Here is a 25483-nt window from a genome sequence, read left to right on the forward strand (position 1 = left end):
CGGCGGGCCTGGGGCCGCCGGGGTTCCCCCGTGTTCGCGGGCCCGGGTGTGGATGTGGACGCGGGCGCGAGGACTACGCCCGGGCCGCGAGTCCGTAGCGGTGCTCCGGGCGGCCGGTGTCGCCGTACCGCAGGGTCAGCCGCAGCCGGCTGTCCCGTTCGAGCTGCTTGAGGTAGCGCTGCGCCGTGGAGCGGCTCAGCCCCGTGGCATCGGCGACCTCCTGGGCGGACAGCGGCCGGCCCTCCCGGCGCAGCACGCCCAGCACCAGGTCGGTGGTCGGCGCCGAGTGCCCCTTGGGCAGCGGCCCGGCCGGGGCGGCGGCGCTGCGCAGGGTCGCGAACAGTCGGTCCACCTCGTCCTGGCCGGCCTCACGGGCGGGGGCGGCCAGCGCGTGCCGCAGCTGCGCGTAGGCCACCAGCTTCTCCCGCAGTCCGGCGAAGGTGAACGGCTTGACCAGGTACTGCAGCGCGCCGTGCTGCATGGCGGCGTGCACCGTCGACACGTCGCGGGCGGCGGTCACCATCATCACGTCGCAGGCCACCTGGCGGTCCCGGAGCCGGCGCACCAGGGCCAGGCCGGTCTCGTCGGGCAGGTGGTGGTCGAGCAGGAGCAGGTCCACCGGGCGGCGCTCCAGGAAGGCCAGTGCCTCCCCGGCCGAGTGCGCGGTGCCGGTCACCCGGAAGCCCGGCACCTTGGCCACGTACGCGGCGTGCACGTCGGCGACCCGGAAGTCGTCGTCCACCACGAGTACGTCGATCATCACGCCTCCACGAGCCGATCGGTGAGCAGGGCCTCGGGCAGCTCGACCGTGAACCGGGCGCCGCCCAGCGTCCCGGTGTCGAGCACGATCCGGCCGCCGCTCCGCTCGACCAGCCGCCGCACCATCGCCAGCCCCAGCCCGCGCGGACGGTGCGCGGGTGCGTCCTTGCTGCTCCACCCCTCCTCGAAGACCTGCTCGCGCAGCTCCTCCGGCACGCCCGGGCCGCTGTCCGCGACCTGCAGCAGGAGGGTGGAGCCGGACGCCGCCAGGCTCACCTCCACCCGGCCGTCCCCACTCGGCGCGACCGCGTCCACCGCGTTGTCGATCAGATTGCCCAGCACCGTGACCAGCGCCCGGGCGTCCACCACCGCGTCCGGCAGGTGCGCCGCCGGGGACAGCGCCAGCCGGACCCCGCGCTCGCCCGCCACCGCCGTCTTGCCCGCCAGCAGCGCCGCGACGTGCGGGTCCTGCACCTGCTCGGCGATCCGCGCGGTGACCACGGCGTGCGAGCCGGACTGCTCCGAGATGAACGCCACCGCCTGCTCGTGCCGGCCCAGCTCCAGCAGGCCCAGCAGGGTGTGCATGCGGTTGGCGTGCTCGTGGTCCTGGGCGCGCAGCGCCTCGGTCAGGCTGCGGGTGGTGTCCAGCTCGCGGACCAGCGACTCCAGCTCCGTGCGGTCGCGCAGCGTCACCACCGCTCCGCCGTCGGCGGTCGCCATCCGGTTCACCACCAGCACCCGTTCGTCCCGGACGGCGGGCAGGTCGGCGCCGGTGATCCGCCCGGTCAGCACGTCGGCCAGCCGGCCCGGCGGCAGCACCTCGGCGATCGGGCGGCCGGTGCAGTCCTCGGGCAGGCCGAGCAGCCGCACCGCCTCGTCGTTGGCCAGCCGGATCCGGCCGCGCTCGTCCAGCGCCACCATGCCCTCGCGGATCCCGTGCAGCATCGCCTCCCGCTCCACCAGCAGCGCGGAGATGTCGGCCAGCGCGATGTTGTGGGTGCGGCGCTTGAGCCGACGGGCCAGGGCCAGCGTGGCGACCGTACCGGCGGCCAGGCCCGCGCCCGCGCACAGCAGGATCCCGGTGAGCATCTTCAGCAGCCGGCGGCGGATCGAGTCGTCGCTGATGCCCACCGACACCTCGCCGACGATCCGGCCGTCCGCCATCCGCAGCGGCACCTTGCCGCGCGCGGTGCGGCCCAGGGTGCCCTGCTGGATCGCGGTGACGCTGCGGCCGCCCAGCGCCGGCTCCGGGTCGGTGCTGACTCGGTAGCCGATCCGGCCCGGGTCGGTGTGCGAGAGCCGGATCCCGTCCAGGTCGGTGACCACCACGAAGCTGGCGCCGGTGGCCAGGCGGATCTGCTCGGCGTTGCGCTGCGCGGCCACCACGTCGCGGGTGTCGGCGGCCCGGGCGATCGCCTCGTCGGTGGCGGTGGCCTGGGCGATCGACAGCGCCCGCTGCATCGCGTCGTGGTCCAGCTCGCTGCTGACCGGGGCGAGGAACAGCCCGGCGGTCACGGCGGTGACACCGACGGTGACGACGGTCTGGCTCAGCAGCAGCTGTGCGAAGACCCGGCGGGGCCAGTGGGGGAGCTTCATCCGGGCCTCCTCTCGGCGGCTTCGGGCGGTTCTGCGGGGGGGGGGGGGGAGTGTTCTCGGGTGGGCTTCGGGCCGCGGGGGTCGGGGTCGGGACACGGGGGTCGGGACACCCTACGTTTCCGGCGTGTTTCTGTCAGCCGCGTCCCCGCAGTTGTAGCGCAAGCAAAACGAGCAGAACACCCCTCAACGCGGAGAAGTCGCACTACGCGAAGAAGGCTCCCGCCGGGGCCGGGACCGCTCCTACCTTTCCGGGGCAAGCACTGACCCGGGAGGATCGAATGAGCAAAACCCCGGCGATCGAGCTGTCCGGCGCGACCAAACGGTTCCGCACCCCGTCCGGGGCCCTGCACACCGCCGTCCGTGATCTCGATCTGACCGTCGCCCAGGGCGAGTTCGTCGCCGTCGTCGGCCCCACCGGCTGCGGCAAGTCCACCACGCTGACCCTGGTCAGCGGCCTGGAGGAGCCCACCGAGGGCGAGGTCAAGGTGTACGGCGAGCCCGTCACCGGGATCGACCCGAAGGTCGGGTTCGTCTTCCAGCAGGACGCCGTCTTCCCCTGGCGCACGGTCCTGTCCAACGTCATGGCCGGCCCGCGCTTCCGCGGGGTGCCCGCCGCCGAGGCCAAGGAGCGGGCCCGGGACTGGCTGGGCCGGGTCGGCCTCGCCGCCTTCGAGGACCGCTACCCGCACCAGCTGTCCGGCGGCATGCGCAAGCGCGTCGCGCTCGCCCAGACCTTCGTCAACGACCCGACGATCCTGCTGATGGACGAGCCGTTCTCGGCGCTGGACGTGCAGACCCGCGCCCTCATGTCGGACCAGCTGCTGGAGCTGTGGGCCGGCACGGGCTCGTCGGTCGTCTTCGTCACCCACGACCTGGACGAGGCCATCGCGCTCGCCGACCGGGTCGTCGTGATGACCGCCGGACCGGCCACCGTCAAGGAGATCTTCACCGTCGACCTGCCACGACCGCGCACCGTGGAGGCCGTCCGGCTGGAACCGAGGTTCGTCGAGCTGTACCGCGAGATCTGGGCCTCGCTCGGCGAAGAGGTGCGCATCACCCGGGAGAGAGGAGCGGGTCGTGCCGCTTGAGACCGAGTCCGACACCGCGTCCGGTGCCGCAGCCGGCACCGCGTCGCCCGCCGCCGGGAAGCCCCCGGCCGTCACGACGAGAACCGAGGCCCGCGAACGGGCCGCCCGCAACCGGAAGTTGACCGTCTACGGAGCCCGGGTCGCGGTCCTGGTCGCCTTCCTCGGGCTGTGGGAGGTCTGCGCCCGGACGGACGTCATCGACCCGTTCAACTTCTCGCAGCCGTCGAAGATCTGGGACCAGATCTGGCAGTGGATCACCCACGGCACCGCGCAGGGCTCGCTCGGCGAGCAGATCGGCTACACCCTGTACGAGGCACTCACCGGCTGGGTGATCGGCGTCATCGGCGGCGTGCTGCTGGGCATCGCGCTCGGCCGGATCCGCTTCCTGGCCGACGTGTTCGGGCCGTACATCAAGGTGCTCAACGCGATCCCGCGGATCGTGCTCGCCCCGATCTTCCTGATCTGGTTCGGCCTCGGCCCGGCCTCCAAGGTCGCCTCCGCCGTGGTGCTGGTGTTCTTCCCGGTGTTCTTCAACGCCTTCCAGGGCGCCCGCGAGGTGGACCGCAACCTCGTCGCCAACGCCCGCATCCTGGGCGCCGACAACCGCAGGGTCACCCTCCAGGTGGTCATCCCCGCCGCCACCACCTGGATCTTCACCAGCCTGCACGTCAGCTTCGGCTTCGCGCTGATCGGCGCCATCGTCGGCGAGTACATCGGCGCCACCAAGGGCCTCGGCCTGCTCGTCGCGGCCGCCCAGGGCACCTTCAACGCGGCCGGCGTGTACGCCGCCATGACCATCCTCGCCGTCGTCGCGCTGCTCACCGAGGGGCTGCTGACCTTCGCCGAGAAGAAGCTGTTCCGCTGGAAGCCCGCCGACGCGGGCGACGGCCGCTGACTCCCCCTGCCGGAAAGAAGAGAGAGGCACCCCCACCCATGCGCCCCCACCCGACTGGCAGAGTCCTTGCCGCCGCCCTCGCCGCCGGCCTGCTCCTCCCGCTCTCCGCCTGCGCCAACGACGCCGCCACCGCCGGCCACGGCGCGGTCGCCGCCCCCGCCGGGCAGCAGGTCGACGGGCCCAAGGTCAAGATCATGGTCGGTGGCCTGGACAAGGTCATCTACCTGCCCGCGATGCTCACCCAGCGGCTCGGCTACTTCGCCGAGGCCGGCGTCAACGTCGAGCTGATGACCGAGCCCGCCGGCGTCAACGCCACCACCGCCCTGCTCGCCGGGGACGTCCAGGGCGCCGTCGGCTTCTACGACCACACCATCGACCTGCAGGCCAAGGGCAAGCACGTCGAGTCCGTGGTGCAGTTCTCCCAGGCCCCGGGCGAGGTGGAGATCGTCTCCACCAAGCAGGCCGACGCCGTCAAGTCCGGTGCCGACTTCAAGGGCAAGAAGCTCGGCGTCACCAGCATCGGCTCCTCGACCGACTTCCTCACCAAGTACCTCGCGGTCAAGAACGGCACCGCCGTCAGCGAGTTCAGCCCGATCGCGGTCGGCGCCGGCCAGACCTTCATCGCCGCGCTCCAGCAGGGCAGCATCGACGCCGGGATGACCACCGACCCGACCGTCGCCAACATCCTGGACAAGGGCCTCGGCAAGGTCCTCTACGACATGCGCACCCCCGAGGGCTCGCGCCAGGCGCTCGGCGGGCTGTACCCGTCGTCCTCGCTGTACATGAACGTCGACTGGGTGGAGAAGAACAAGGACACCACCCAGAAGCTCGCCAACGCCTTCGTGAAGACCCTCAAGTGGATGTCCACCCACACCCCCGAGGAGATCGCCGCGAAGATGCCCGCCGACTACGCGCAGGGCGGCGCCGAGCAGTACGCGGCGGCGATCAAGGCGACGCTGCCGATGTTCACCACGGACGGCGTGATGCCGGCCGACGGTCCGAAGACGGTGCTCGCGGTGCTCGCGGCCTTCCACCCGGACGTCAAGGGCAAGGAGGGGTCGATCGACCTGTCCAAGACCTACACCACGGAGTTCGTGGGCAAGGCCACCAGCTGATCCCCCTCCGCCGCGGTCCCGCGCTCACCCCCACGGGCGCGGGGCCGCCGTGCTGTTCAGGCCCCCCGACCCCCGGCCGCTCAGGCCCCGCGGGCGCCGCGGACCTCGCGGACCTCGCGGACCTCGCGTACTGGGGCCCGGACTCAGACCCCCCGGACGCTGAGCACGTCCATCCGCGACGGCGTCCCCGCCGCCTTGCCGCAGCTCTCCGGACGCGCCGGCTCGCTCGCGCCCTCGATCACGTCCACCTCCCAGGCCCGGCCGTCCTCGTGCAGCACCGCCACCAGCCAGCGGCCCTCGCCGTCCACCCGCTGGGTGAGCGTCAGCGCGTCCACCCTGGTCTCCCCGGTCGCCAGCCGCACCGCGTGCTCGGCCGCCTGGCCCGGACGCTCCCAGCCCGAGCAGCCCCGCGACCACTCCGGCACCATGTGCCCCGAGGCCGTCGCCGCCAGCACCTCCTTGGCCGTCTCCGCCGTCAGCCGCCCGTACGCGTAGCCGTACGGCAGCACCAGCATCGTGGGGGAGAAGCGGTGCCCGCCCAGGTGGGTGACCTCCCACACCTCGCTGTGCCCGGCCGCCGCCAGCTCCGCCGCGAGCGGACGCCCCAGCAACGCGCAGCACCGGTCCCGCCGCCCATTGGTGCACACCAGCGCCACCGGGCCGCCGACGTGCTCCGCACCGAAACCCGTGTGGTCGCCCACGCCCAGCGCCGCGAAGTCCAACCCCAGCAGCTCCGCCGGATCCGCCACCTGCGCCCGGCGCACCCAGCCGCGGCCCGGCACCGTGTGCGCCACGATCACCTCGTGCCGCGCCGTCGGCAGGCAGTCCGCGTGCCGCCCCGGCCGCCGGACCAGCGCCACCCGCACACCCGTCCCCGCGGTGGCCTCCTCCAGCGCCCGCCCGACCGCCGCGTCCAGATGGCTCTCGCGCAGCGCCTTCGCACCCCACGGCCCGTTCTGCTCCACCAGCAGCCAGGTGCTCGCCACCGCCGCCGTCGCGGCCAGCGGCTCCGAAAGTTCACGCGACAAGGTCGTACAGGTGCTCACCCGGGAAAGGCTACCCTCACCGGATCATCCGGCCGTCGAGCCTCGGAGACGACGGGGGAGGGACACCCGCGGGTGTCCCTCCCCCGTCCTCCACTCGGTACGGCCGTCGGTGCAAGCGGCTGCGCCCGGTCGTTACGCCGGGCCGTTACGCCGGACCGGCGACCACCGCGATCGGGGTGGTGACCGGGGTGCCGGAGCCGTCGCGGCGCGGGTCGCGCTCGGGGAGGTCGACCGGGGCGCCCTTGGCGGTGGCGGCGTGGGCCGGAGCGGCGCCGGCCCACGCGAAGGCGAGGGCGTCCTCGCCGCGCAGGAAGCGCTGGCAGCGGACACCGCCGGTGGCGCGGCCCTTGCGCGGGTACTGCTCGAACGGGGTGACCTTCCAGGTGGTCTGCTCGCCGCCGGCCAGCGTGCCCGAGGCCGTGGCCACCGAGACCACCACGGCGTCCGCGGCCGGGTCGACCGCGGTGAAGGAGAGCACCCGCGCGCCGTCGGACAGCTTGATGCCCGCCATGCCGCCGGCCGGACGGCCCTGCGGACGGACCTGGCCCGCCGGGTAGCGCAACAGCTGGGCGTCCGAGGTGATGAAGACCAAGTCCTCCTCACCGGTGCGCAGTTCGACCGCGCCGACCAGCTCGTCACCGTCCTTGAGGGCGATCACCTCGAACTCGTCCTTGTTCGCCGGCCACTCCGGCACCACCCGCTTCACCACGCCCTGCACGGTGCCGAGCGCCAGCCCCGGCGAGGACTCGTCCAGCGTGGTCAGCGCCAGCACCCGCTCGTCAGCCTCCAACCGCAGGAACTCGCCCACCGCGGCGCCGCCCGCCAGGTTCGGCGACGGGGTCGGCGGCAGCGCGGGCAGATCGATCACCGGCAGCCGCAGCACCCGGCCTGCGGACGTCACCACGCCCACGTCCGCGCGCGCCGTCGCGTGCACCGCCGACACGATCACGTCGTGCTTCGACCGCTTCTCCGACAGCTCGAACGGCTCGCCGTCCGACGTGCGCGCCAGCAGGCCCGTCGAGGACAGCAGCACCCGGCACGGGTCGTCCGCGACCTCCAGCGGAACCGCCAGCGCCGCCGACGGCGCCGCGCCCGCCTCCAGCAGGACCGTCCGCCGCTCCGTGCCGAACTGCTTCGCCACCGCGCCGAGTTCGGACGACACCACGCTGCGCAGCTTGGTGTCCGACTCCAGGATCTCGGTCAGGTCCGCGATCTCCGCGGTGAGCTTCGCCTTCTCCTGCTCCAGCTCCACCCGGTCGAACCGGGTCAGCCGGCGCAGCGGGGTGTCCAGGATGTACGCGGTCTGCGTCTCCGACAGCGAGAAGCGCTCCATCAGGCGCTCCTTCGCCTGCTGCGCGTTGTCACTCGACCGGATGATCGCGATGACCTCGTCGATGTCGACCAGCGCCACCAGCAGGCCCTCGACCAGGTGCAGCCGCTCCTCGCGCTTGCGGCGGCGGAAGTCGCTGCGCCGGCGCACCACGTTGAAGCGGTGGTCGACGTAGACCTCCAGCAGCTCCTTGAGGCCCAGCGTCAGCGGCTGCCCGTCCACCAGCGCGACGTTGTTGATGCCGAAGGTCTCCTCCATCGGCGTCAGCTTGTAGAGCTGCTCCAGCAGCGCCTCCGGCACGAAGCCGTTCTTCACCTCGATGACCAGCCGCAGCCCGTGCTCGCGGTCGGTCAGGTCCTTGACGTCCGCGATGCCCTGCAGCTTCTTCGCGTTGACCAGGTCCTTGATCTTCGAGATGACCTTCTCCGGGCCGACGTTGAACGGCAGCTCGGTGACCACGATGCCCTTGCGGCGGGCCGTCACCGCCTCCACCGTCGTCGTCGCCCGGATCTTGAAGGTGCCGCGGCCCGACTCGTACGCGTCCCGGATCCCCGACAGGCCCACGATCCGCCCGCCGGTCGGCAGGTCCGGACCGGGGACGAACCGCATCAGCGTGTCCAGGTCCGCGTTCGGGTGCTTGATCAGGTGCCGGGCGGCCGCGACCACCTCGGACAGGTTGTGCGGCGGCATGTTCGTGGCCATGCCCACCGCGATGCCCGTCGCGCCGTTCACCAGCAGGTTCGGGAACGCGGCCGGCAGCGCCAGCGGCTCCTGCTCGCTGCCGTCGTAGTTCGGGCCGAAGTCGACGGTGTCCTCGTGGATCGACTCCACCATCGCCATCGACGCCGCGGTGAGCCGCGACTCGGTGTAGCGCATCGCCGCCGGCGGATCGTCGTTGCCCAGCGAACCGAAGTTGCCGTGCCCGTCGATCAGCGGCAAGCGCATCGAGAACGGCTGCGCCATGCGCACCACGGAGTCGTAGATCGACTGGTCGCCGTGCGGGTGCAGCCGGCCCATCACCTCGCCCACCACGCGGGCGCACTTCACGTGCGCGCGGTCCGGGCGCAGGCCCATCTCGTTGGCCTGGTACAGGATCCGGCGGTGCACCGGCTTCAGGCCGTCCCGCGCGTCGGGCAGCGCACGCGAGTAGATCACCGAGTAGGCGTACTCCAGGAAGGAGCCCTGCATCTCGTCCACGACGTCGACGTCGAGGATCCGCTCCTCGAAGTCTCCGGGCGGCGGGGTCTGCGAACTGCGGCGGGCCATCGCGGCGGGGCTCCCTTACGTGTCGCTGGCTGTGTGTCTCGGTCGGCCGGTGCCGTCCTGTCGCCGGACCCGTCAACCGGGCGACGGTCGACAGGGCGCGGCGCCCCCATTGTGGACCCTCGCGCCGACACTCCCGCTCAGCGGCCCTCTTCCGCCCCTGGCGAACGACCCGGTCCGCGCGGACACGATTACGGCTCCCACGCGTTGCACCACAATGGGGGACGCCACACGAACCCCCGACATCGACGACGGGAAGGACCCGAGCGCATGGCCAACCCGGCCCCCGCCTCCAGCCGAGGCATCGCCATCACCGAGCACCGCCTGGCCAACGGCCTGCGCGTCGTCCTCTCAGAGGACCACCTCACCCCGGTCGCCGCCGTCTGCCTCTGGTACGACGTGGGCTCCCGCCACGAGGTCAAGGGCCGCACCGGCCTCGCCCACCTCTTCGAGCACCTGATGTTCCAGGGCTCCGCCAACGTCTCCAACAACGGCCACTTCGAGCTCGTCCAGGGCGCCGGCGGCTCGCTCAACGGCACCACCAGCTTCGAGCGCACCAACTACTTCGAGACCATGCCCGCCCACCAGCTGGAGCTCGCCCTCTGGCTGGAGGCCGACCGCATGGGCTCGCTGCTCGTCGCGCTCGACGAGACGTCCATGGAGAACCAGCGCGACGTCGTCAAGAACGAGCGCCGCCAGCGCTACGACAACGTCCCGTACGGCACCGCGTTCGAGAAGCTCACCGCGCTCTCCTTCCCCGACGGCCACCCGTACCACCACACGCCGATCGGCTCCATGGCCGACCTCGACGCGGCCACGCTGGAGGACGCCCGGACGTTCTTCCGCACCTACTACGCGCCCAACAACGCCGTCCTGTCCGTCGTCGGCGACATCGACCCCGAGCAGACCATCGCCTGGGTCGAGAAGTACTTCGGCTCCATCCCCGCCCACGACGGCAAGCAGCCGCCGCGCTCCGGCGAACTCCCGGACACCATCGGCCGGGAGATCCGCGAGGAGGTCCACGAGGACGTCCCCTCCCGCTCCCTGATGGCCGCCTACCGCCTCCCGCACGACGGCACCCGCGAGGCCGACGCCGCCGACCTCGCCCTCACCATCCTCGGCAGCGGCGAGTCCAGCCGCCTCTACAACCGGCTCGTCCGCCGCGACCGCACCGCCGTCGCCGCCGGGTTCGGCCTGCTGCGCCTGGCCGGCGCCCCCAGCCTCGGCTGGCTCGACGTCAAGACCTCCGGCGACGCCACCCTCGCGCAGATCGACGCAGCCGTCGACGAGGAGCTCGCCCGCTTCGCCGCCGAGGGCCCCACGCCCGAGGAGCTCGAGCGCGCCCAGGCCCAGATCGAGCGCGAATGGCTCGACCGGCTCACCACCGTCGCCGGCCGCGCCGACGAACTCTGCCGCTACGCCGTCCTGTTCGGCGACCCCAAGCTGCTGAACGACGCCCTCCCCAAGGTCCTCGACGTCACCGCCGAGGAGGTCCAGGCCGTCGCCAAGGCCCGGCTCCACCCCGACAACCGGGCCGTCCTCGCCTACGAGCCGACCGCCGCCGAGACCGACGCCGACTCCGCCGCCGCTTCCGAAGAGGAGGGTGCCGCCGCATGAGCACCGACTACGTCCCCGCCATGACCTTCCACCCCCAGCCGCAGCCCGGCACCCCCAGCCCGTGGGCCTTCCCCGCCCCCGAGCGGGCCGCGCTCGGCAACGGCATCACCGTCCTGCACTGCCACCGGCCCGGGCAGCAGCTGGTCGCCGTCGACGTCCTCCTCGACGCCCCGCTCGTCGCCGAGCCCGAGGGCCTCGACGGCGTCGCCGCCATCCTGGCCCGCGCCTTCAACGAGGGCACCGACACGCTCAGCGCCGAGGAGTTCGCCGGCGAGCTGGAGCGCGCCGGCGCCACCCTGGACGCGCATGCCGACCACCCGTGCATCCGGGTCGGCCTGGAGGTCCCCGCCTCCCGGCTGCAGCGCGGCCTCTCCCTGCTCGCCGACGCCCTGCGCGCCCCCGCGCTGCCCGAGGCCGAGATCGAGCGCCTGGTCGCCAACCGCCTGGACGAGATCGTCCACGAGCAGGCCAACCCCGCCCGGCGCGCCGCCAAGGCCCTCTACGCCGAGCTCTTCGACGCCGCCGACCGGCTCTCCCGGCCCCGCTCCGGCAGCGCCGACACCGTCAAGTCGATCGACCGCGCCGCCGTCAAGGCCTTCTACGACGCCCACGTGCGCCCCGCGACCACCACCGTCGTCGTGGTCGGCGACCTCACCGGCGTCGACCTGCCCGCCCTGCTGGAGAGCACCCTCGGCACCTGGACCGGCACGGCCGCCGAGGCCTCCGTGCACGCCCCGGTCACCGGCGACGACCGGGGCCGCGTGGTCATCGTGGACCGCCCCGGCTCCGTCCAGACCCAGCTGCTGATCGGCCGGATCGGCCCCGACCGCCACGACCCGGCCTGGGCCGCCCAGAGCCTCGGCACCTACTGCCTGGGCGGCACCCTCACCTCCCGCCTGGACCGCGTCCTGCGCGAGGAGAAGGGCTACACCTACGGCGTCCGCGCCTTCGCCCAGCCGCTGCGCTCCGCCGCCGACGGCAGCGGGCGCGCGCTGCTCGCCATCAGCGGCTCGGTGGACACCGCCTCCACCGCCCCGGCGCTCGCCGACACCTGGACCATCCTGCGCACCCTCGCCGCCGAGGGCCTCACCGACGCCGAGCGCGACGAGGCCGTGCAGTTCCTGGTCGGCGTCGCCCCGCTGAAGTACGAGACCGCGGGCTCGGTGGCCGGTACCCTGGCTGACCAGGTCGAGCAGAACCTGCCCGACGACTACCAGGCCGAGGTCTACCGGCAGCTCGCCGAACTGCCCACCGCCGCCGCCACCGAGGCGGTCGTCGCGGCCTTCCCGCCGGACCGCCTGGTCACCGTCCTGGTCGGCGACGCAGCCGCGATCGCCGACGACGTGCGGGCGCTCGGCATCGGCGAGGTCACCGTCGTCAGCTGACGCACCCCACGTCCGCGCGCGGCCCGGTGGAGCACCCGCTCCGCCGGGCCGTCGCCGTTTTTTAATCCCTTGCGGGCCGCTGACGTCCCGTGGATAGATATCCCCCGGCACGGCACACACGTACGAGATCGGACGAACGAAGGGAGGCGGTCACCATGCGGGTCGAGCGAGCCATACGACGACGCTCCCCAAGGCCGTACTCCCCCTGTGCCGCCCTGGGCCTCTGAGCCCCACCCCTGAACTTCCCCGAGCCGCACCGGGATCGCATGCGCGCGGCACCCCATTTCACCGAACCACCCGACCACTGGAGGTCGTTCACCCATGTCGTTCACCGAAGTACCCGGCGTCCGGGTCCCGATCCGGATGTGGACCGACCCGGCGACGGTCGAGAGTCAGGCCCTGCAGCAGCTGCGCAACATCAGCTCCCTGCCCTGGCTGCACGGCCTCGCCGTGATGCCCGACGTCCACCTGGGCAAGGGCGCGACGGTCGGCTCCGTCATCGCGATGAAGGACGCCGTCTGCCCGGCGGCGGTCGGGGTCGACATCGGCTGCGGGATGAGCGCGGTGAAGACCTCGCTCACCGCCGACGACCTCCCGGACGACCTCTCCGGTCTGCGCAACAAGATCGAGCAGGCCATCCCGGTCGGCCGCGGCCTGCACACCGACCCGGTCGACCCGGCCAAGCTGCGGGGCTTCCGCGCCACCGGCTGGGACGACTTCTGGCAGCGCTTCGACGGCATCGCGGAGGACGTCAAGTGGCGCCGCGAGCGGGCGATGCAGCAGATGGCGACGCTCGGCGGCGGAAATCACTTCATCGAACTGTGTGTCGATACGACTGGCGCGGTCTGGCTCATGCTGCACTCCGGCTCCCGCAACATCGGCAAGGAGCTGGCCGAGCACCACATGGGCGTTGCCCGCTCGCTGCCGCACAACCAGGGCCTGATCGACCAGGACCTCGCGGTCTTCCTCGCGAAGACCCCGGAGATGGCGGCCTACCGCCAGGACCTCTTCTGGGCGCAGGAGTACGCGAAGCACAACCGCGCAGTCATGATGGCGCTCTTCCAGGACGTCGTCCGGCGCGAGTTCGCCAAGGCCGAGGTGACCTTCGACGAGGTGATCAGCTGCCACCACAACTACGTGGCGGAGGAGCGGTACGACGGCGTCGACCTGCTGGTGACCCGCAAGGGCGCGATCCGGGCCGGCTCCGGCGACCTCGGGATCATCCCGGGGTCGATGGGGACGGGCTCCTACATCGTCCGCGGCCTGGGCAACGAGGCGGCGTTCAACTCCGCCTCGCACGGCGCCGGCCGCAAGATGAGCCGCAACGCCGCGAAGAAGCGGTTCACCACGCGGGACCTCGCCGAGCAGACCAAGGGCGTCGAGTGCCGCAAGGACAGCGGCGTGGTGGACGAGATCCCGGGCGCGTACAAGAACATCGAGAAGGTCATCGAGCAGCAGAAGGACCTCGTCGAGGTGGTCGCGCACCTCAAGCAGGTCGTCTGCGTCAAGGGCTGACCGTCAAGAGCCGACCGTCGACGGCTGACCGCCAGGGGCTGACCGTCAACAGCAGATCGGGGTGCCGCCGGAATCCGGCGGCACCTCGATCGGGCGTTCGCGAGGGCTCAGGCCGCGGTGGGGAGCTCGTCGAGGCCCTCCTGGACGAGCTTGGCGAGGCGGTCGAGCGCGTCGTCGGCGTTCTCGGCGTCGGAGGCCAGGATGACCTCGTCGCCGCCCTGGGCGCCCAGGGCGAGGAGGCCGAGCATGGAGGCGGCGTTGACCGGGTTGCCGCCGGGCTTGGCGATGGTGATCGGCACGCCGGTGGCCGTGACGGCCCGGACGAAGACGGAGGCGGGACGGGCGTGCAGGCCCTCGGCCCAACCGATGGTGACGCGGCGCTCAGCCATGAGACGTGCCTTTCCGGTGAAGCTGGTCACGGCCGTGCTCGGTGGGAGCGGGGGAACGGCCATGTTGTCTAGACCAGTGTTGCACGCGGGTGACCCTGCGAGCCGCCGCGTTCAGGAGTTGTGATTGTTTCTTTCGGGGCATAAACCCCGCCCGTGGCCCGGGCCGAAGGTCCCGTCCACCCTGCCGTGGGCACGACCCCGGCGCCATTCGGCTCGCCGCCGGATAACCTGACGAATGTGGACGACTCCGCGGCAGCGAACCCCGAGCAGCAACCGGACTATCCGCAGCACTGGGAGGCCGACATCCTGCTGCGCGACGGCGGTACGGCCCGGATCCGGCCGATCACGCCCGCCGACGCCGGACGCCTCGTGGAGTTCTACGAGCAGGTCTCGGAGCAGTCCAAGTACTTCCGTTTCTTCGCCCCTTATCCCCGGCTCTCCGACAAGGACGTCCGCCGCTTCACCCACCACGATTTCGTGAACCGGGTCGGCCTCGCGGTCGTCATCCGGGACCACTTCATCGCCACGGTCCGGTACGACCGGATCGACGCCGAGGGCCGCCCCTCCGACACCGGGACCGACGCCGAGGTGGCGTTCCTGGTACAGGACGCCCACCAGGGCCGCGGCGTGGCCTCCGCGCTGCTGGAGCACATTGCGGCCGTCGCCCAGGAGCGCGGCATCCGCCGCTTCCAGGCCGAGGTGCTGCCGGAGAACCGGAAGATGGTGAAGGTCTTCACCGACGCCGGCTACACCCAGCACCGCAGCTTCGCCGACGGTGTGGTGCACCTGGAGTTCGACCTCGAACAGACCGACCGCTCGCTCGCCGTGATGCGCGCCCGCGAGCACCGAGCCGAGGCGCGCTCGGTGCAGCGGCTGCTCACCCCGCGCTCGGTCGCGGTGATCGGTGCGTCCCGCACCCCGCAGACCGTCGGCCGGGCGATCCTGCGCGACCTGCTGGCCGGCGCCCCGGCCGGGTTCCCCGTCCACGCGGTGAACCGCAACGCCCGGCCCGGCACCGAACTGGACGGTGTCCCGGTCCACCGTTCGATTCTGGACATTCCCGGACCGGTGGACCTCGCGGTGATCGCCGTCCCCGAGGGCGCCGTCCCGGCCGCCGTCGCCGAGTGCGGCGCCCACGGCGTGCAGGGCCTGGTGGTGGTCACCGCCGGCTACGCGGAGACCGGTTCGGAAGGCCGGGACCGGCAACGCGCCCTGGTCCGCCAGGCCCGTGCGGCGGGGATGCGGGTGATCGGCCCGAACGCCTTCGGCCTGATCAACACCGACCCGGCGAACCCGCTGAACGCCTCGCTCGCACCGCGCCTGCCCGACCGCGGCGGCTTCGGGATCTTCTGCCAGTCCGGCGCGATCGGCGTGGCCCTGCTGGAGGCCGCCCACAAGCGCGGCCTCGGCGTCTCCTCCTTCGCCTCGGTGGGCAACCGCGCCGACGTCTCCGGCAACGACTTCCTGCAGTACTGGGCCGAGGACGAGGCCACCCAGGTCGTCCTGCTCTACCTGGAGTCCTTCGGCAACCCGCGCAAGTTCACCCGGATCGCCCGCCGGCTGGCCGCCGCCAAGCCGATCGTGGTGGTCAAGGGCGCCCGGCATACCGGCAGCCTGCCCCCCGGCCACGCCGTCCCCGCCACCGCCAGCGGCCTGCGCGACGCGACCGTCGACGCGCTGTTCGAACAGGCGGGCGTCATCAGGGTCTCGACCATCACCGAGCTGTACGACACCGGCGAGCTGCTGGCCCTGCAGCCGCTGCCCGCGGGGGAACGGGTCGCAGTGGTCGGCAACTCCGACTCGCTCGGCCTGCTCACCTACGACGCCCTGCTGAGCGCCGGGCTGCGCCCGCGCACGCCCGTCGACCTGACCACCGCCGCCACCGGCGAGAACTTCCGGATCGCGCTGGACGTCGCCCTCGCCGACCCCGCCGTGGACGCGGTGATCGCCGTCGCCATCCCGCCGATCGGCACCTCCGCGCACGCCTTCATGGGCGGCCGGCTGACCGGCGAGGACGACCCCGAGATGGGCTCCGACGACCCGGAGATCGCCGCCGCCCTGCTCGAGGCCGGTCAGCGCGCCCGGGAGCTGGGCAAGCCGCTGCTGCTCGCCCACCTGGCGCTCACCGACCTCCCGGCCCGGCTGCGCCCTGGCGGCATCCCCGCCTACCCGGCGCCCGAGCGGGCCGTGCACGCCCTCGCCCACGCCGTGCACTACGCGCAGTGGCGCCGCCGGACGGCCGAGGCGGAGGAGACGGCGCGCGTCCCCGAGCTGGACCGGATCGACGAGCCCGGCGCCCGCACCCTGGTGGCGGCGGCGCTGAGCGCCCGGACCGCGATCTCCCGCCCGTCGCCCACCACCACCCTTGACCGAGACGCTACGCGCCGCGCCTCCTGGTCGCGCACCCAGCCCGGCGGCGCCCGGATCACCCTGTCCGACGCCGAGGCCCGCGAGCTGCTGGCCCGCTACGGCATCGACGTCTCGCCGACGCTCCCGGCCCCGGACGAGGCGACGGCCGTCGCGGCGGCGGCCTCGCTCGGCTACCCGGTGGCCCTGAAGGCGACCGCCCCGCACCTGCGCCACCGCCCCGACCTGGGCAGCGTCCGGCTGGACCTGACCGGCGAGCCGGGCCTGCGCCGTGCCCACCGCGAGCTGGACGCGCTGCTCGGGGGCGCCGAGCAGGCCGAGCTGGTGGTGCAGCGGCTGGCGCCGCGCGGCGTGGACACCGTGATCGGCGCCACGGTCGATCCGGCGGTCGGCGCGATCCTCTCCTTCGGCCTGGCCGGCGCTCCGGCCGAACTGCTGGGCGACACCGCGCACCGACTGGTTCCGGCCACCGACCAGGACGTGGCAGGGCTGATCCGGGAGGTACGGGCGGCGCCGCTGCTGTTCGGCTGGCGCGGCGCCGAGGCGGTGGACACCGCAGCCCTGGAGGAACTGCTGCTCAGGGTGTCGCAGCTGGTGGACGACGTTCCGGAGATCGCCTCGGTGGACCTCGAACCCGTGGTCGTGGCCCCGCACGGGCTGGCGATCCTGGGGGCGCGGGTGCGGGTCGCACCCCTGCCGGTCCGCAGCGATCTGGGCCCGCGCGCGATGAGCACGCTGTAACCTTCCTTGGTTGCGCCCTGCCCGGGCGCTGTTGTCCGAAGCTCGGCGCCGCGCCGCCCGCTTCGTCGGCGGACCATGCCAGGATGGAGATATGGCGAAGACCGGTACCACCACCACTCAGGACCTGCGCTCGGCGATCGAGCGCAGCGGCTACTACCCGGCCCTGGTGTCCGAGGCGGTGGAGTCCGCGGTGGGTCCGGAGCCGATCAGCTCCTACCTGGTGCACCAGGAGACGACCTTCGACGCCAACGAGGTCCGCCGGCACGTGACGGTGCTGGTGCTGACCCCGACCAGGTTCGTGGTGAGCCACACCGACGAGCAGTCGGGGGCCGAGGGCAGCCCCTCGGTGCCGTTCGCGACGACCTCGACGGAGAGCGTCCGGCTGGACCGGATCGGCTCGGTCGTGCTGAGCCGGATGGTGGCGAACCCGGAGACGTACACGCCGGGGACGCTCCCGCGCGAGGTGGTGCTGACCATCGGCTGGGGCGCGGTGCAGCGCCTGGACCTGGAGCCGGCCGGCTGCTCGGACCCGAACTGCGAGGCCGACCACGGCTACACCGGCTCGGCGACGGCTGACGACCTCTCACTGCGGGTGAGCGAGGCCGGCGACGGCCCGGAGACGGTGGCCCAGGCCCTGCTGTTCGCCCGGGCGCTGTCCGACGCGACGATCGACAACGGCCCGCGCGCCTGATCGCCGCCGCCACCGACCGCTACGAATCCGGTTCCATGTCCTTCGTTCCTGCCGACGGCTACGACGCCTTCGAGATCCTTGACCCGGCCGCGGCCCCCGCGCCCCCGTACGGCAGCGGTTCGCTGTGCGACCTGCTGCCCTCCGTGGCGGCGGGGCTCGGCGTCCCCGGCTTCACCGCGACGCTGCCGATCGCCCCGGCGGACCGGGTGGTGGTGTTCCTGGTGGACGGCCTGGGCTGGGAGCTGCTGCTGCGCCACCCCGAGTACGCGCCGTTCCTGTCCTCGCTGGCCGGGAGCTCGCTGGGCGGCAGCGGCCGCCCGCTGACCGCGGGCTTCCCGTCCACCACGGCGACCTCGCTGGCCTCGGTCGGCACCGGGACGCCGCCGGGCCTGCACGGCCTGGCCGGGTACACGGTGGCGGTGCCGGGCGCCGGCTACCTGATGAACCAGCTGCGCTGGCAGCCGCCGACCGAGCCGCACGCCTGGCAGCCGTACCCGACGGTCTTCGAGCGGACCCACCAGGCCGGGGTGGCGACCGCGCAGATCTCCTCCCCGCTGTTCGCCCAGACCCCGCTGACCAGGGTGGCGCTGTCGGGCGGCACCTTCCTCGGCCGCACCACCGGCGAGGAGCGGATGGACCAGGCGGCCGCCTGGCTGGCGGAGCACGACCGGGCGCTGGTGTACACCTACGTCAGCGAGCTGGACGGTGCCGGCCACCGCTTCGGCGTGGACTCCGACGAGTGGCGGATGACCCTGGACGCGGTGGACCGGCTGGCCCGCAGGCTCGCCGAGCAGTTGCCGCCGCGCTCGGCGATGTACGTGACGGCCGACCACGGCATGATCGACATCGCGCCGGAGGACCGGATCGACTTCGACGAGGACTGGGAGCTGGGCGCCGGCGTGGCCCTGCTCGGCGGCGAGGGCCGGGCCCGGCACGTGTACGCGGTGCCGGGGGCCGCGGCCGACGTGCACACGGTCTGGAGCGAGGTGCTGGGCGACCGGATGTGGGTCGCCACCCGGGACCAGGCGATCGAGGCGGGCTGGTTCGGTCCGACCGTGGACGAGCGGGTGTACGGCCGGATCGGCGACGTGGTCGCCGCGGCGCGCGACGACATCGCGATCGTCGCCTCCCGCAACGAGCCCGGGGAATCCGCGATGATCGGCCTGCACGGCTCGATGACCCCGGTCGAGCAGTTCGTGCCGCTGCTCGAAGTCCGCGGCTGAGCCGCTCCCTTGACTCTTCTGTGCCCGAACTCCCTTGATTTGAAAGGCCTCCGCTCCACCCATGGCTGAACTGGTGTTCTTCTCGGGCACGATGGACTGCGGCAAGTCGACGCTGGCGCTGCAGATGGACCACAACCACTCCGCGCGCGGCCGGCAGGGAATCATCCTCACCCGCAACGACCGGGCGGGCGCCGCGACGATCTCCAGCCGACTGGGCCTGCAGGCCGAGGCGGTCGAGGTGACGGACGACTTCGACTTCCACGCGCACGTGGTGCACCGGCTCTCCGCGGGCGGCCGGGTGGACTACCTGATCTGCGACGAGGCGCAGTTCTTCTCCGCCGAGCAGGTCGACCAGCTCGCCCGGGTGGTGGACGAGCTGGACATCGACGTCTACACCTTCGGCATCACCACCGACTTCCGCACCCGGCTGTTCCCCGGCTCGCAGCGGCTGATCGAACTCGCCGACCGGGTGGAGGTGCTGCAGGTCGAGGCGCTCTGCTGGTGCGGGGCGCGGGCGACCCACAACGCCCGTACGGTCGGCGGGGTGATGGTGGTCGAGGGCGCCCAGGTGGTGATCGGCGACATCTCGGTGAGCGACGACGAGGTCGGCTACGAGGTGCTGTGCCGCCGCCACCACCGCCGCCGACTGACCTCGGCGACGGCCCGCGTCTCGGTGCTCTCCCCGGACGTGCTGCCCTTCGAGGAGCAGCAGGCGTAGGTCCTACGAGACCTGCAGGACCGAGAAGTGCCCGCCCTGCGGGTCGGCCAGCCTCGCGGCGCGGCCGTGGGCGGTCTCGTGCGGCTCGACCAGGATCCGGCCGCCGAGTTCCACCGCGTGACGGGCGGTCAGGGCGGCGTCCCGGACGGCGAAGTGGGTGCGCCAGCGCGGCGGGTGGTCGCGCAGGTCGGCGCGGTGCCGGATGCCGGCGACCGGACGACCGCGCACGAGCAGTGAGCTCTCGTCCGCGTCGGGCCGTACCGTGCGGTCGAGCACGGCGGCGTAGAAGACGGCGGCGCCCTCCGTGTCGGGGGTGAGCAGTTCGGCCCAGGCCGGCTCGCCGGGCTCGGTGCCGGCCTCCCGGCCGAGGTGCTCCTCGCCCTGCCAGAGGCCGAAGACGGCGCCGGAGACGTCGGAGGCGATGGCCATCCGTCCGGCGCGCTCGGCCTGCAGCGGCCCGACGGCGACGGTGCCGCCGCACTCGCGGACCAGCTGGGTGGTGCGGTCGGCGTCGTCCACGGCGAAGTAGGTGGTCCACTGCACCGGGAAGCCGGTGGCGGTGGAGACGCCGAGGCCGGCCACCGGCGCCCCGTCGAGTTCGGCCCGGACGTAGTCGCCGAGCTGGCCGGGCCCCGGGGTGTACGTCCAGCCGAGCAGTTCGCCGTAGAAGGCGCGGGCGCCGGCCAGGTCGTCGGTCAGCAGGCTGACCCAGCAGGGCGTGCCCTGGGCCAGTCGGAGTTCCACCGCGGGCAATGCGGGCCTCCTCGTGGGTGGTTGGCGCACGGAACCCCGGGCGCGAGGGTGATGCTTCCACCCTGACGGGCGCCCAACCCTCGGGCCGCGCGGAAAGTCCGGCAAAGTCAGCACAAAGAGCGGCGGGTCGGGCGTGCTGCGCGACAATGGCGGCCATGACCACCTACAACGAGGGTTCCCCGCTGATCTCCGCGGCCGAGCTGCGGGAGGCGCTCGCCTCCGCGCGCCCGCCGGTGCTGCTGGATGTCCGCTACCAGCTGGTCGGCGCCGCGCCGGGCGGCCCGACCGCGGCCGAGGAGTACCGGGCCGGGCACCTGCCCGGTGCCCGCTTCGTCGAGCTGGACCGGGACCTCGCGGCCCCGCCCGGCGCCCCCGGCCGGGGTGGGCGCCACCCGCTGCCCGACCCGAAGGAGTTCGGCGCGGCGATGCGCGGCTTCGGGGTGAGCACCGAGCGCCCGGTCGTGGTGTACGACGGCGCGGCGTCGATGGCGGCCGCCCGCGCCTGGTGGCTGCTGCGCTGGGCCGGGCACCGGGACGTCCGGGTGCTGGACGGCGGGTTCGCGGCCTGGCAGGCGGCCGGGCTGCCGGTGACGGCCGAGGTGCCGGAGCCCGCGGAGGGCGACTTCGAGCCGGTGCCGGGGCAGCTGCCGACGGTGGACGCGGACGGTGCCGCGGCGTGGGCCCGGAACGCGCTGCTGCTGGACGCCCGGTCGGGGGAGCGCTACCGGGGCGAGACCGAGCCGGTGGACCCGCGGGCCGGGCACATCCCGGGCGCGGTGTCGGCGCCGACGACCGAGAACGTGGGCCCGGACGGGCGCTTCCGCCCGTCCGCCGAGCTGGCGGCCCGCTTCCGGGAGCTGGGCGCGGGGGAGCGGGAGACCGCGGTGTACTGCGGGTCGGGGGTGACGGCGGCGCACCAGATCCTGGCGCTGGAGGTGGCGGGCCTGTCGGCCACGCTGTACCCGGGATCGTGGAGCGAGTGGTCGAGCGACGGCGGCCGCCCGGTGGCGGTCACCGACCAGCCGGGCTGAGACGCGGCGTCGAGACAGGGTGAAGGGGCGGGAGGCCCGGCCTCCCGCCCCTTCACCCTGTGCTGTCCGCTACTCCTGCTTCTTGCGCCGACTGCCGAAGACGATCTCGTCCCAGCTGGGAACGGTGGCCCGGCGCCCGGGCCGGACGCCGTCCGCCTCGGCCTGGCGGTCGGTGGTGCCGACCAGGCGCTCCCGGTGCGGGGCGACGGCGCGCGGCATCAGGATGTCGGCGTAGGCCGAGCCCGCGCCGACGGCCGGCGCGGCGGCCGCGGCCGGCTCCTCGCTCTCCTCGGCGACCTCGGCGGGCACCGGCTCGATCGGGGTGGGGCTGCCCACGGCGAGGTCGCCGCGGAAGGCGGGGACCACGTCGAGCAGGCTGGTCAGCGAGTCCCGGGACTCGGCGGTGGCCTCCCGCGACTCGCGGACCTCGCGGGCCGACATGATGCGGTCGGCGGAGGGCCGGTCGATCATCGGGCGGGGCGGCCGGTCCTGGGGGAGCCGGGCGATCCGCGGGATGAACGGGAAGACCGACTCCTCCTCGCGCTCGACGTTCTCGCCGATCAGCGCGCGGGCCTCGTCGTCGTTGGGCTGGACCAGGCGCCGCGGCGGGTCGTACGTCCAGGAGGCGCTGCGCCCCTCGCCGTCGGCCCGGTAGGAGAGGATGACCTCCCAGGTGCCGTCGTCGCGGCGCCAGGAGTCCCAGCGCTCGGTGTCCTTCTCGGCACCGCGCAGCGCGAGCCGCTCGGCGACGGCCTCGCCGAGCTGCGGGCCGGTGGACTCCCCGTTGCGGCGGATGGCGGTCTTGCGGGCGCGCTCGGCCATGAAGGCGCGCTCGGCGAGGACCGGGCCCTCGAAGCGGCGGACGCGGTCGACGGAGATCCCGGCGGCCTGGGCGACCTCCTCGGCGGAGGCACCGGCTCGTATCCGGGCCTGGATGTCCCGGGGGCGGAGGTGGCTCTCGACCTCGATCTCGATCTGGCCGAGGCGCGGCCGGTCGCCGCGGATGGCGGCGCGCAGCCGCTCGTCGATGGGGAGGGTGTACTCCGTGCTGTCGGCAGCCTTGAGCACCAGCCGTGTGCCGTCGTTGCTGACGGCCACAACCCGCAGTTCGGGCACGGTTACCTCCCGGGTGGTGCCTGCCGACGTCACCTGCGTCGCTGCTCCCGTACTGAGTGTGGCCTGCCCGCTCGCGACTGGCCACAACCTTGCTGAGTTCCCCGGCGTGTCGGGCTTACGCCCGGGCACGCCGCTGTGGCACGGTTGCCTTTTTGCCACGTCATCGGTCGACGTCGCGCCTGGGTGTCCCGGCCGTCCTCGCACGCGGAGTGTTCGCGACGATCCGGGACCGGCGTCGCCGTGCGTGCCCGTTCCGTGGCTCCTCGTCAAGCTGCCGGTGTAGGCACAGTCGACAAGTCGACCCAAGGCTCAGGCTTTACGAACAGTACTCCATTCGTGGCACCCAAAGGGGCGGCTCGCCGCTCAAGTCTCCCGCGATTCACGGGAATCTCAAGAGCGCGCGCCCCGGATGGCGGATCACGGGCGAGTGAACGGTGATCATCTTCACACAATCCGGGCGCGCAGAACCGCATTTTCGCCCCTTGTGTCCTTCTTCGGGCAAGATGGGGTGTCTTGTTCGAAGAACAGTCGTACGGACCGAGGGATGTTGATGCCGGAACGGAGCCCCGCCGAGGAGGGCGGCAAGGAGGAGCGCAAGCGGATCGATCTGAGTGTGGCTCAGGTCGTGGCGAGCGCGCTGGCCGCCGTGGTCGGCGCGCTGTTGGCCTCCGAACTGGGCGTGTACGGAACGATCATGGGCGCCGCGGTGGTGAGCGTCGGGGCCACCACGGGTGGCGCGGTGTTCCAGCACCTCTTCAAGCGGACCGGCGAACAGCTGCGCGAGGCGGTGGACCGGGGGCCCAACCAGACGGCGAACGCGCTGCGCCAGGTGCCGGTGGAGGCGGACCGGTCCGAGCGGCCCGACGTGTCCGAACTGCCCGCGCAGCAGTCGGTGGTCACCGCGGAGTGGAACGAGCCGCAGGTGGTGCGGGCGCGCCGGCGGTGGACCTGGAAGTCCTACGCGGTGGTGTCCGGGCTGGTGTTCGTGCTGGCGATGACGCCGATCGTGGCCTTCGAACTGGCCACCGGGCAGCCGGTGTCGGCGACGGTGAAGGGCGAGTCCGGCAACGGCACCTCCTTCGGCGGTTCGGTGGCGCCGAAATCCTCCCGGCCGCAGGACGCCCCGCCGGAGGGGCCGGGCCCGGGCGGCGGACAGGGCTCGGACGCCACGCCGTCGGGCGGCGCCTCGGCCCCGGCGACGACGAGGCCGAGCCGGGAGCCGACCGCCACCCCGAGTACCGGTACCGGCGCGGGGACGGCCTCGCCCTCGGCGAGCCCGAGCGCGAGCCCGTCGGCCGGCGCCTCCCCGTCGGCGGGCGGCGGGAAGCCCACCGGTGAGGCCACGACCCCGCCGCCGGTGCCCGGAGACGAGCCGGCCGGCGCGACGGCGACCCCGCCGCCGGCCGCCGGTACCCCGGCGAACTGACGGGACGGCTGCGAACGGCTGCGCACTAGGCGCCCAGCACCCGGCGCAGGTAGTCGTTGCCGAAGACCCGCTGCGGGTCGACCTCGTCGCGCAGGGCGGTGAAGTCGCCGAAGTGCGGGTAGACGCCGGCCAGGTACTCGGCGTCGCGGGTGTGCAGCTTGCCCCAGTGGGGGCGGCCCTGATGGGCGGTCATGAGCTGTTCGACGCCGGTGAAGTAGCCCTGGTCGGCGGTGCCCCGGTAGAGGTGGACGGCGATGTAGGCGCTGTCCCGGCCGGAGGCGGTGGAGAGCCAGAGGTCGTCGGCGGGGGCGAAGCGCACCTCGACCGGGAAGCTGACCTTCCAGTCGGAGCGTTCGACCATGGCCTTCAGCTCGCGCAGCACCCCGCCGACGGCCTCGCGCGGCACCGCGTACTCCATCTCGACGAAGCGGACCCTGCGCGGGCTGGTGAACACCCGGTACGCGGTGTCGGTGAAGCTGCGCTCGGACCAGGCGCGGCTGGCCAGCGAGGCGATCGAAGGGATCGAGCCGGGGAAGCGCCGGCCGACCCGGCAGACGCCCTCCCAGACCGTGTTCGAGAGGAAGTCGTCCTCCAGCCACTCCTTGAACCGGGGCAGTGGAGCGGCCGGGCCCTGGCTGCGGTTGTTGCGCTTGGTGGAGCAGCGGTCGGTGTGCGGGAACCAGTAGAACTCGAAGTGCTCGTTGACGGCGGTGAGGTCGTCGAGGCGCTCCAGCACTTCGTCGAAGGCCATCGGCTGCTCGTGCGCGGTGAGCAGGAAGGCCGGCTCGACGCCGAAGGTGAGCGCGGTGATCACGCCGAGGGCGCCGAGGCCGAGCCGGGCGCCCTGGAAGAGCCGGGGGTTCTCGGTGGGGGAGCAGCGCCGGACGGAACCGTCGGCGAGGACGATCTCCAGGGCGCGGATCTGGGCGGCGAGCGAGCCGGAGTCGCGGCCGGTGCCGTGGGTGCCGGTGCTGGTGGCGCCGGCGACGGTCTGGACCTCGATGTCGCCCATGTTGGTGAGCGAGAGGCCATCGGCGGCGAGGACCCGGTTGAGGCGGTGCAGCGGGAGGCCGGACTCGACGGTGACGGTGCCGGCCTCGCGGTCGATCCCGCGGACGGCGGTCAGTGCGTGCGGGCGGATCTGGACGCCGTCGCCGGCGGAGGCGATCGAGGTGAAGGAGTGGCCGGAGCCGACGGCCTTGACGGTGCGGCCCTGCTCGGCGGCGCGCAGGATCTCCTTGGCCAGTTCCTCCGCGGTACCGGGGGCGGCGGCCCGGGCGGGCTCGGCGCTCTGGTTGCCGGCCCAGTTGGTCCACCGGGTGCGGGTCGCGGTACTGGCCTGGGGCATTGCGCTGCCTCCTGCTCGGTGGCCGAACGGGGTCGGCGCGGTCCGGACAGGGCTCTCGCCCTACCCGTGGG

20 protein-coding genes are annotated in these 25483 nt (G+C 73.2%); 12 read left to right on the plus strand and 8 right to left on the minus strand.

The features are described from left to right. Positions 1–73: 73 nt before the first annotated feature. Together ACZ3TI_RS30535 and ACZ3TI_RS30540 are read right to left on the minus strand one after the other, a co-directional pair. Positions 74–760 (minus strand): response regulator, encoded by a 687-nt coding sequence (locus tag ACZ3TI_RS30535; protein ID WP_465731856.1) that lies wholly within the window; start codon positions 758–760, stop codon positions 74–76. Next, positions 760–2355 carry a sensor histidine kinase gene (locus ACZ3TI_RS30540; RefSeq protein WP_465731858.1) on the minus strand — a complete coding sequence of 532 codons (1596 nt, stop codon included), beginning with the start codon at positions 2353–2355 and terminating at the stop codon, positions 760–762. Before ACZ3TI_RS30540 ends, ACZ3TI_RS30535 begins: the two co-directional genes overlap by 1 nt. Before the next feature lie 278 nt (positions 2356–2633). On the opposite strand from ACZ3TI_RS30540, the gene ACZ3TI_RS30545 reads away from it, so the two are divergent. The 3 genes from ACZ3TI_RS30545 to ACZ3TI_RS30555 are packed head-to-tail and all read left to right on the plus strand — an operon-like array spanning position 2634 to position 5453. Further along, positions 2634–3443 carry an ABC transporter ATP-binding protein gene (locus ACZ3TI_RS30545; RefSeq protein ID WP_465731860.1) on the plus strand — a complete coding sequence of 270 codons (810 nt, stop codon included), beginning with the start codon at positions 2634–2636 and terminating at the stop codon, positions 3441–3443. After that, positions 3433–4338, plus strand: coding sequence for an ABC transporter permease (locus ACZ3TI_RS30550; RefSeq protein ID WP_465731862.1), 906 nt, complete (start codon positions 3433–3435; stop codon positions 4336–4338). The genes ACZ3TI_RS30545 and ACZ3TI_RS30550 overlap by 11 nt, the downstream gene beginning before the upstream one ends. Before the next feature lie 38 nt (positions 4339–4376). Continuing rightward, positions 4377–5453: an ABC transporter substrate-binding protein gene (locus ACZ3TI_RS30555; RefSeq protein WP_465731864.1), complete on the plus strand. Its 1077-nt coding sequence runs from the start codon at positions 4377–4379 to the stop codon at positions 5451–5453. A 143-nt stretch (positions 5454–5596) separates the two neighbouring features. On the opposite strand, the gene ACZ3TI_RS30560 is transcribed toward ACZ3TI_RS30555, so the two are convergent. Continuing rightward, positions 5597–6499, minus strand: coding sequence for a sucrase ferredoxin (locus ACZ3TI_RS30560; protein ID WP_465731866.1), 903 nt, complete (start codon positions 6497–6499; stop codon positions 5597–5599). Positions 6500–6644: 145 nt separating this feature from the next. Further along, the gene (locus ACZ3TI_RS30565) at positions 6645–9095 is read right to left on the minus strand and encodes a DNA gyrase/topoisomerase IV subunit A (protein WP_465731868.1); all 2451 of its coding nucleotides are present in this window, start codon (positions 9093–9095) and stop codon (positions 6645–6647) included. Between the two features lie 267 nt (positions 9096–9362). On the opposite strand from ACZ3TI_RS30565, the gene ACZ3TI_RS30570 reads away from it, so the two are divergent. The 3 genes from ACZ3TI_RS30570 to ACZ3TI_RS30580 all read left to right on the plus strand — a co-directional run bounded on the left by ACZ3TI_RS30570 (position 9363) and on the right by ACZ3TI_RS30580 (position 13609). Next, positions 9363–10709, plus strand: a complete 1347-nt coding sequence (locus tag ACZ3TI_RS30570) for a M16 family metallopeptidase (protein WP_465731870.1) — start codon at positions 9363–9365, stop codon at positions 10707–10709. Positions 10710–10729: 20 nt separating this feature from the next. Next, the gene (locus tag ACZ3TI_RS30575) at positions 10730–12094 is read left to right on the plus strand and encodes a M16 family metallopeptidase (protein WP_465731919.1); all 1365 of its coding nucleotides are present in this window, start codon (positions 10730–10732) and stop codon (positions 12092–12094) included. Between the two features lie 321 nt (positions 12095–12415). Beyond that, complete coding sequence (locus ACZ3TI_RS30580) at positions 12416–13609, plus strand: RtcB family protein (RefSeq protein WP_465731872.1); 1194 nt, start codon at positions 12416–12418, stop codon at positions 13607–13609. A 107-nt stretch (positions 13610–13716) separates the two neighbouring features. Here ACZ3TI_RS30580 and ACZ3TI_RS30585 read toward each other — a convergent pair whose 3' ends face one another. After that, positions 13717–13998 carry an HPr family phosphocarrier protein gene (locus ACZ3TI_RS30585; protein ID WP_465731874.1) on the minus strand — a complete coding sequence of 94 codons (282 nt, stop codon included), beginning with the start codon at positions 13996–13998 and terminating at the stop codon, positions 13717–13719. A gap of 237 nt (positions 13999–14235) precedes the next feature. Between ACZ3TI_RS30585 and ACZ3TI_RS30590 the strand changes: the two genes are divergently transcribed. The 4 genes from ACZ3TI_RS30590 (at position 14236) to ACZ3TI_RS30605 (ending at position 19738) form a co-directional block, all read left to right on the plus strand. Further along, positions 14236–17106, plus strand: a complete 2871-nt coding sequence (locus ACZ3TI_RS30590) for a bifunctional acetate--CoA ligase family protein/GNAT family N-acetyltransferase (RefSeq protein ID WP_465731876.1) — start codon at positions 14236–14238, stop codon at positions 17104–17106. A 91-nt stretch (positions 17107–17197) separates the two neighbouring features. Beyond that, positions 17198–17797 (plus strand): DUF5998 family protein, encoded by a 600-nt coding sequence (locus ACZ3TI_RS30595; protein ID WP_465731878.1) that lies wholly within the window; start codon positions 17198–17200, stop codon positions 17795–17797. A 35-nt stretch (positions 17798–17832) separates the two neighbouring features. Next, complete coding sequence (locus ACZ3TI_RS30600; protein ID WP_465731880.1) at positions 17833–19020, plus strand: alkaline phosphatase family protein; 1188 nt, start codon at positions 17833–17835, stop codon at positions 19018–19020. A 61-nt stretch (positions 19021–19081) separates the two neighbouring features. Next, positions 19082–19738, plus strand: a complete 657-nt coding sequence (locus ACZ3TI_RS30605) for a thymidine kinase (RefSeq protein ID WP_465731882.1) — start codon at positions 19082–19084, stop codon at positions 19736–19738. 3 nt (positions 19739–19741) lie between these two features. On the opposite strand, the gene ACZ3TI_RS30610 is transcribed toward ACZ3TI_RS30605, so the two are convergent. Further along, positions 19742–20482, minus strand: coding sequence for a VOC family protein (locus ACZ3TI_RS30610; protein ID WP_465731921.1), 741 nt, complete (start codon positions 20480–20482; stop codon positions 19742–19744). A gap of 164 nt (positions 20483–20646) precedes the next feature. Here ACZ3TI_RS30610 and ACZ3TI_RS30615 point away from each other — a divergent pair, with 164 nt between their 5' ends. Further along, positions 20647–21522 carry a sulfurtransferase gene (locus tag ACZ3TI_RS30615; protein WP_465731884.1) on the plus strand — a complete coding sequence of 292 codons (876 nt, stop codon included), beginning with the start codon at positions 20647–20649 and terminating at the stop codon, positions 21520–21522. A gap of 69 nt (positions 21523–21591) precedes the next feature. Here ACZ3TI_RS30615 and sepH read toward each other — a convergent pair whose 3' ends face one another. Next, entirely contained in the window at positions 21592–22671 is a 1080-nt protein-coding gene (gene sepH, locus ACZ3TI_RS30620; protein ID WP_465731886.1) for a septation protein SepH, read from the minus strand. Positions 22672–23188: 517 nt separating this feature from the next. On the opposite strand from sepH, the gene ACZ3TI_RS30625 reads away from it, so the two are divergent. Continuing rightward, positions 23189–24064 carry a hypothetical protein gene (locus ACZ3TI_RS30625; RefSeq protein ID WP_465731888.1) on the plus strand — a complete coding sequence of 292 codons (876 nt, stop codon included), beginning with the start codon at positions 23189–23191 and terminating at the stop codon, positions 24062–24064. Between the two features lie 25 nt (positions 24065–24089). On the opposite strand, the gene ACZ3TI_RS30630 is transcribed toward ACZ3TI_RS30625, so the two are convergent. Further along, a complete protein-coding gene (locus ACZ3TI_RS30630) occupies positions 24090–25412 on the minus strand; it encodes a D-arabinono-1,4-lactone oxidase (RefSeq protein ID WP_465731889.1) in 1323 nt (440 codons plus the stop codon). Between the last annotated feature and the right edge of the window lie 71 nt (positions 25413–25483).

The organism is Kitasatospora sp. NPDC023120, from assembly GCF_055560835.1.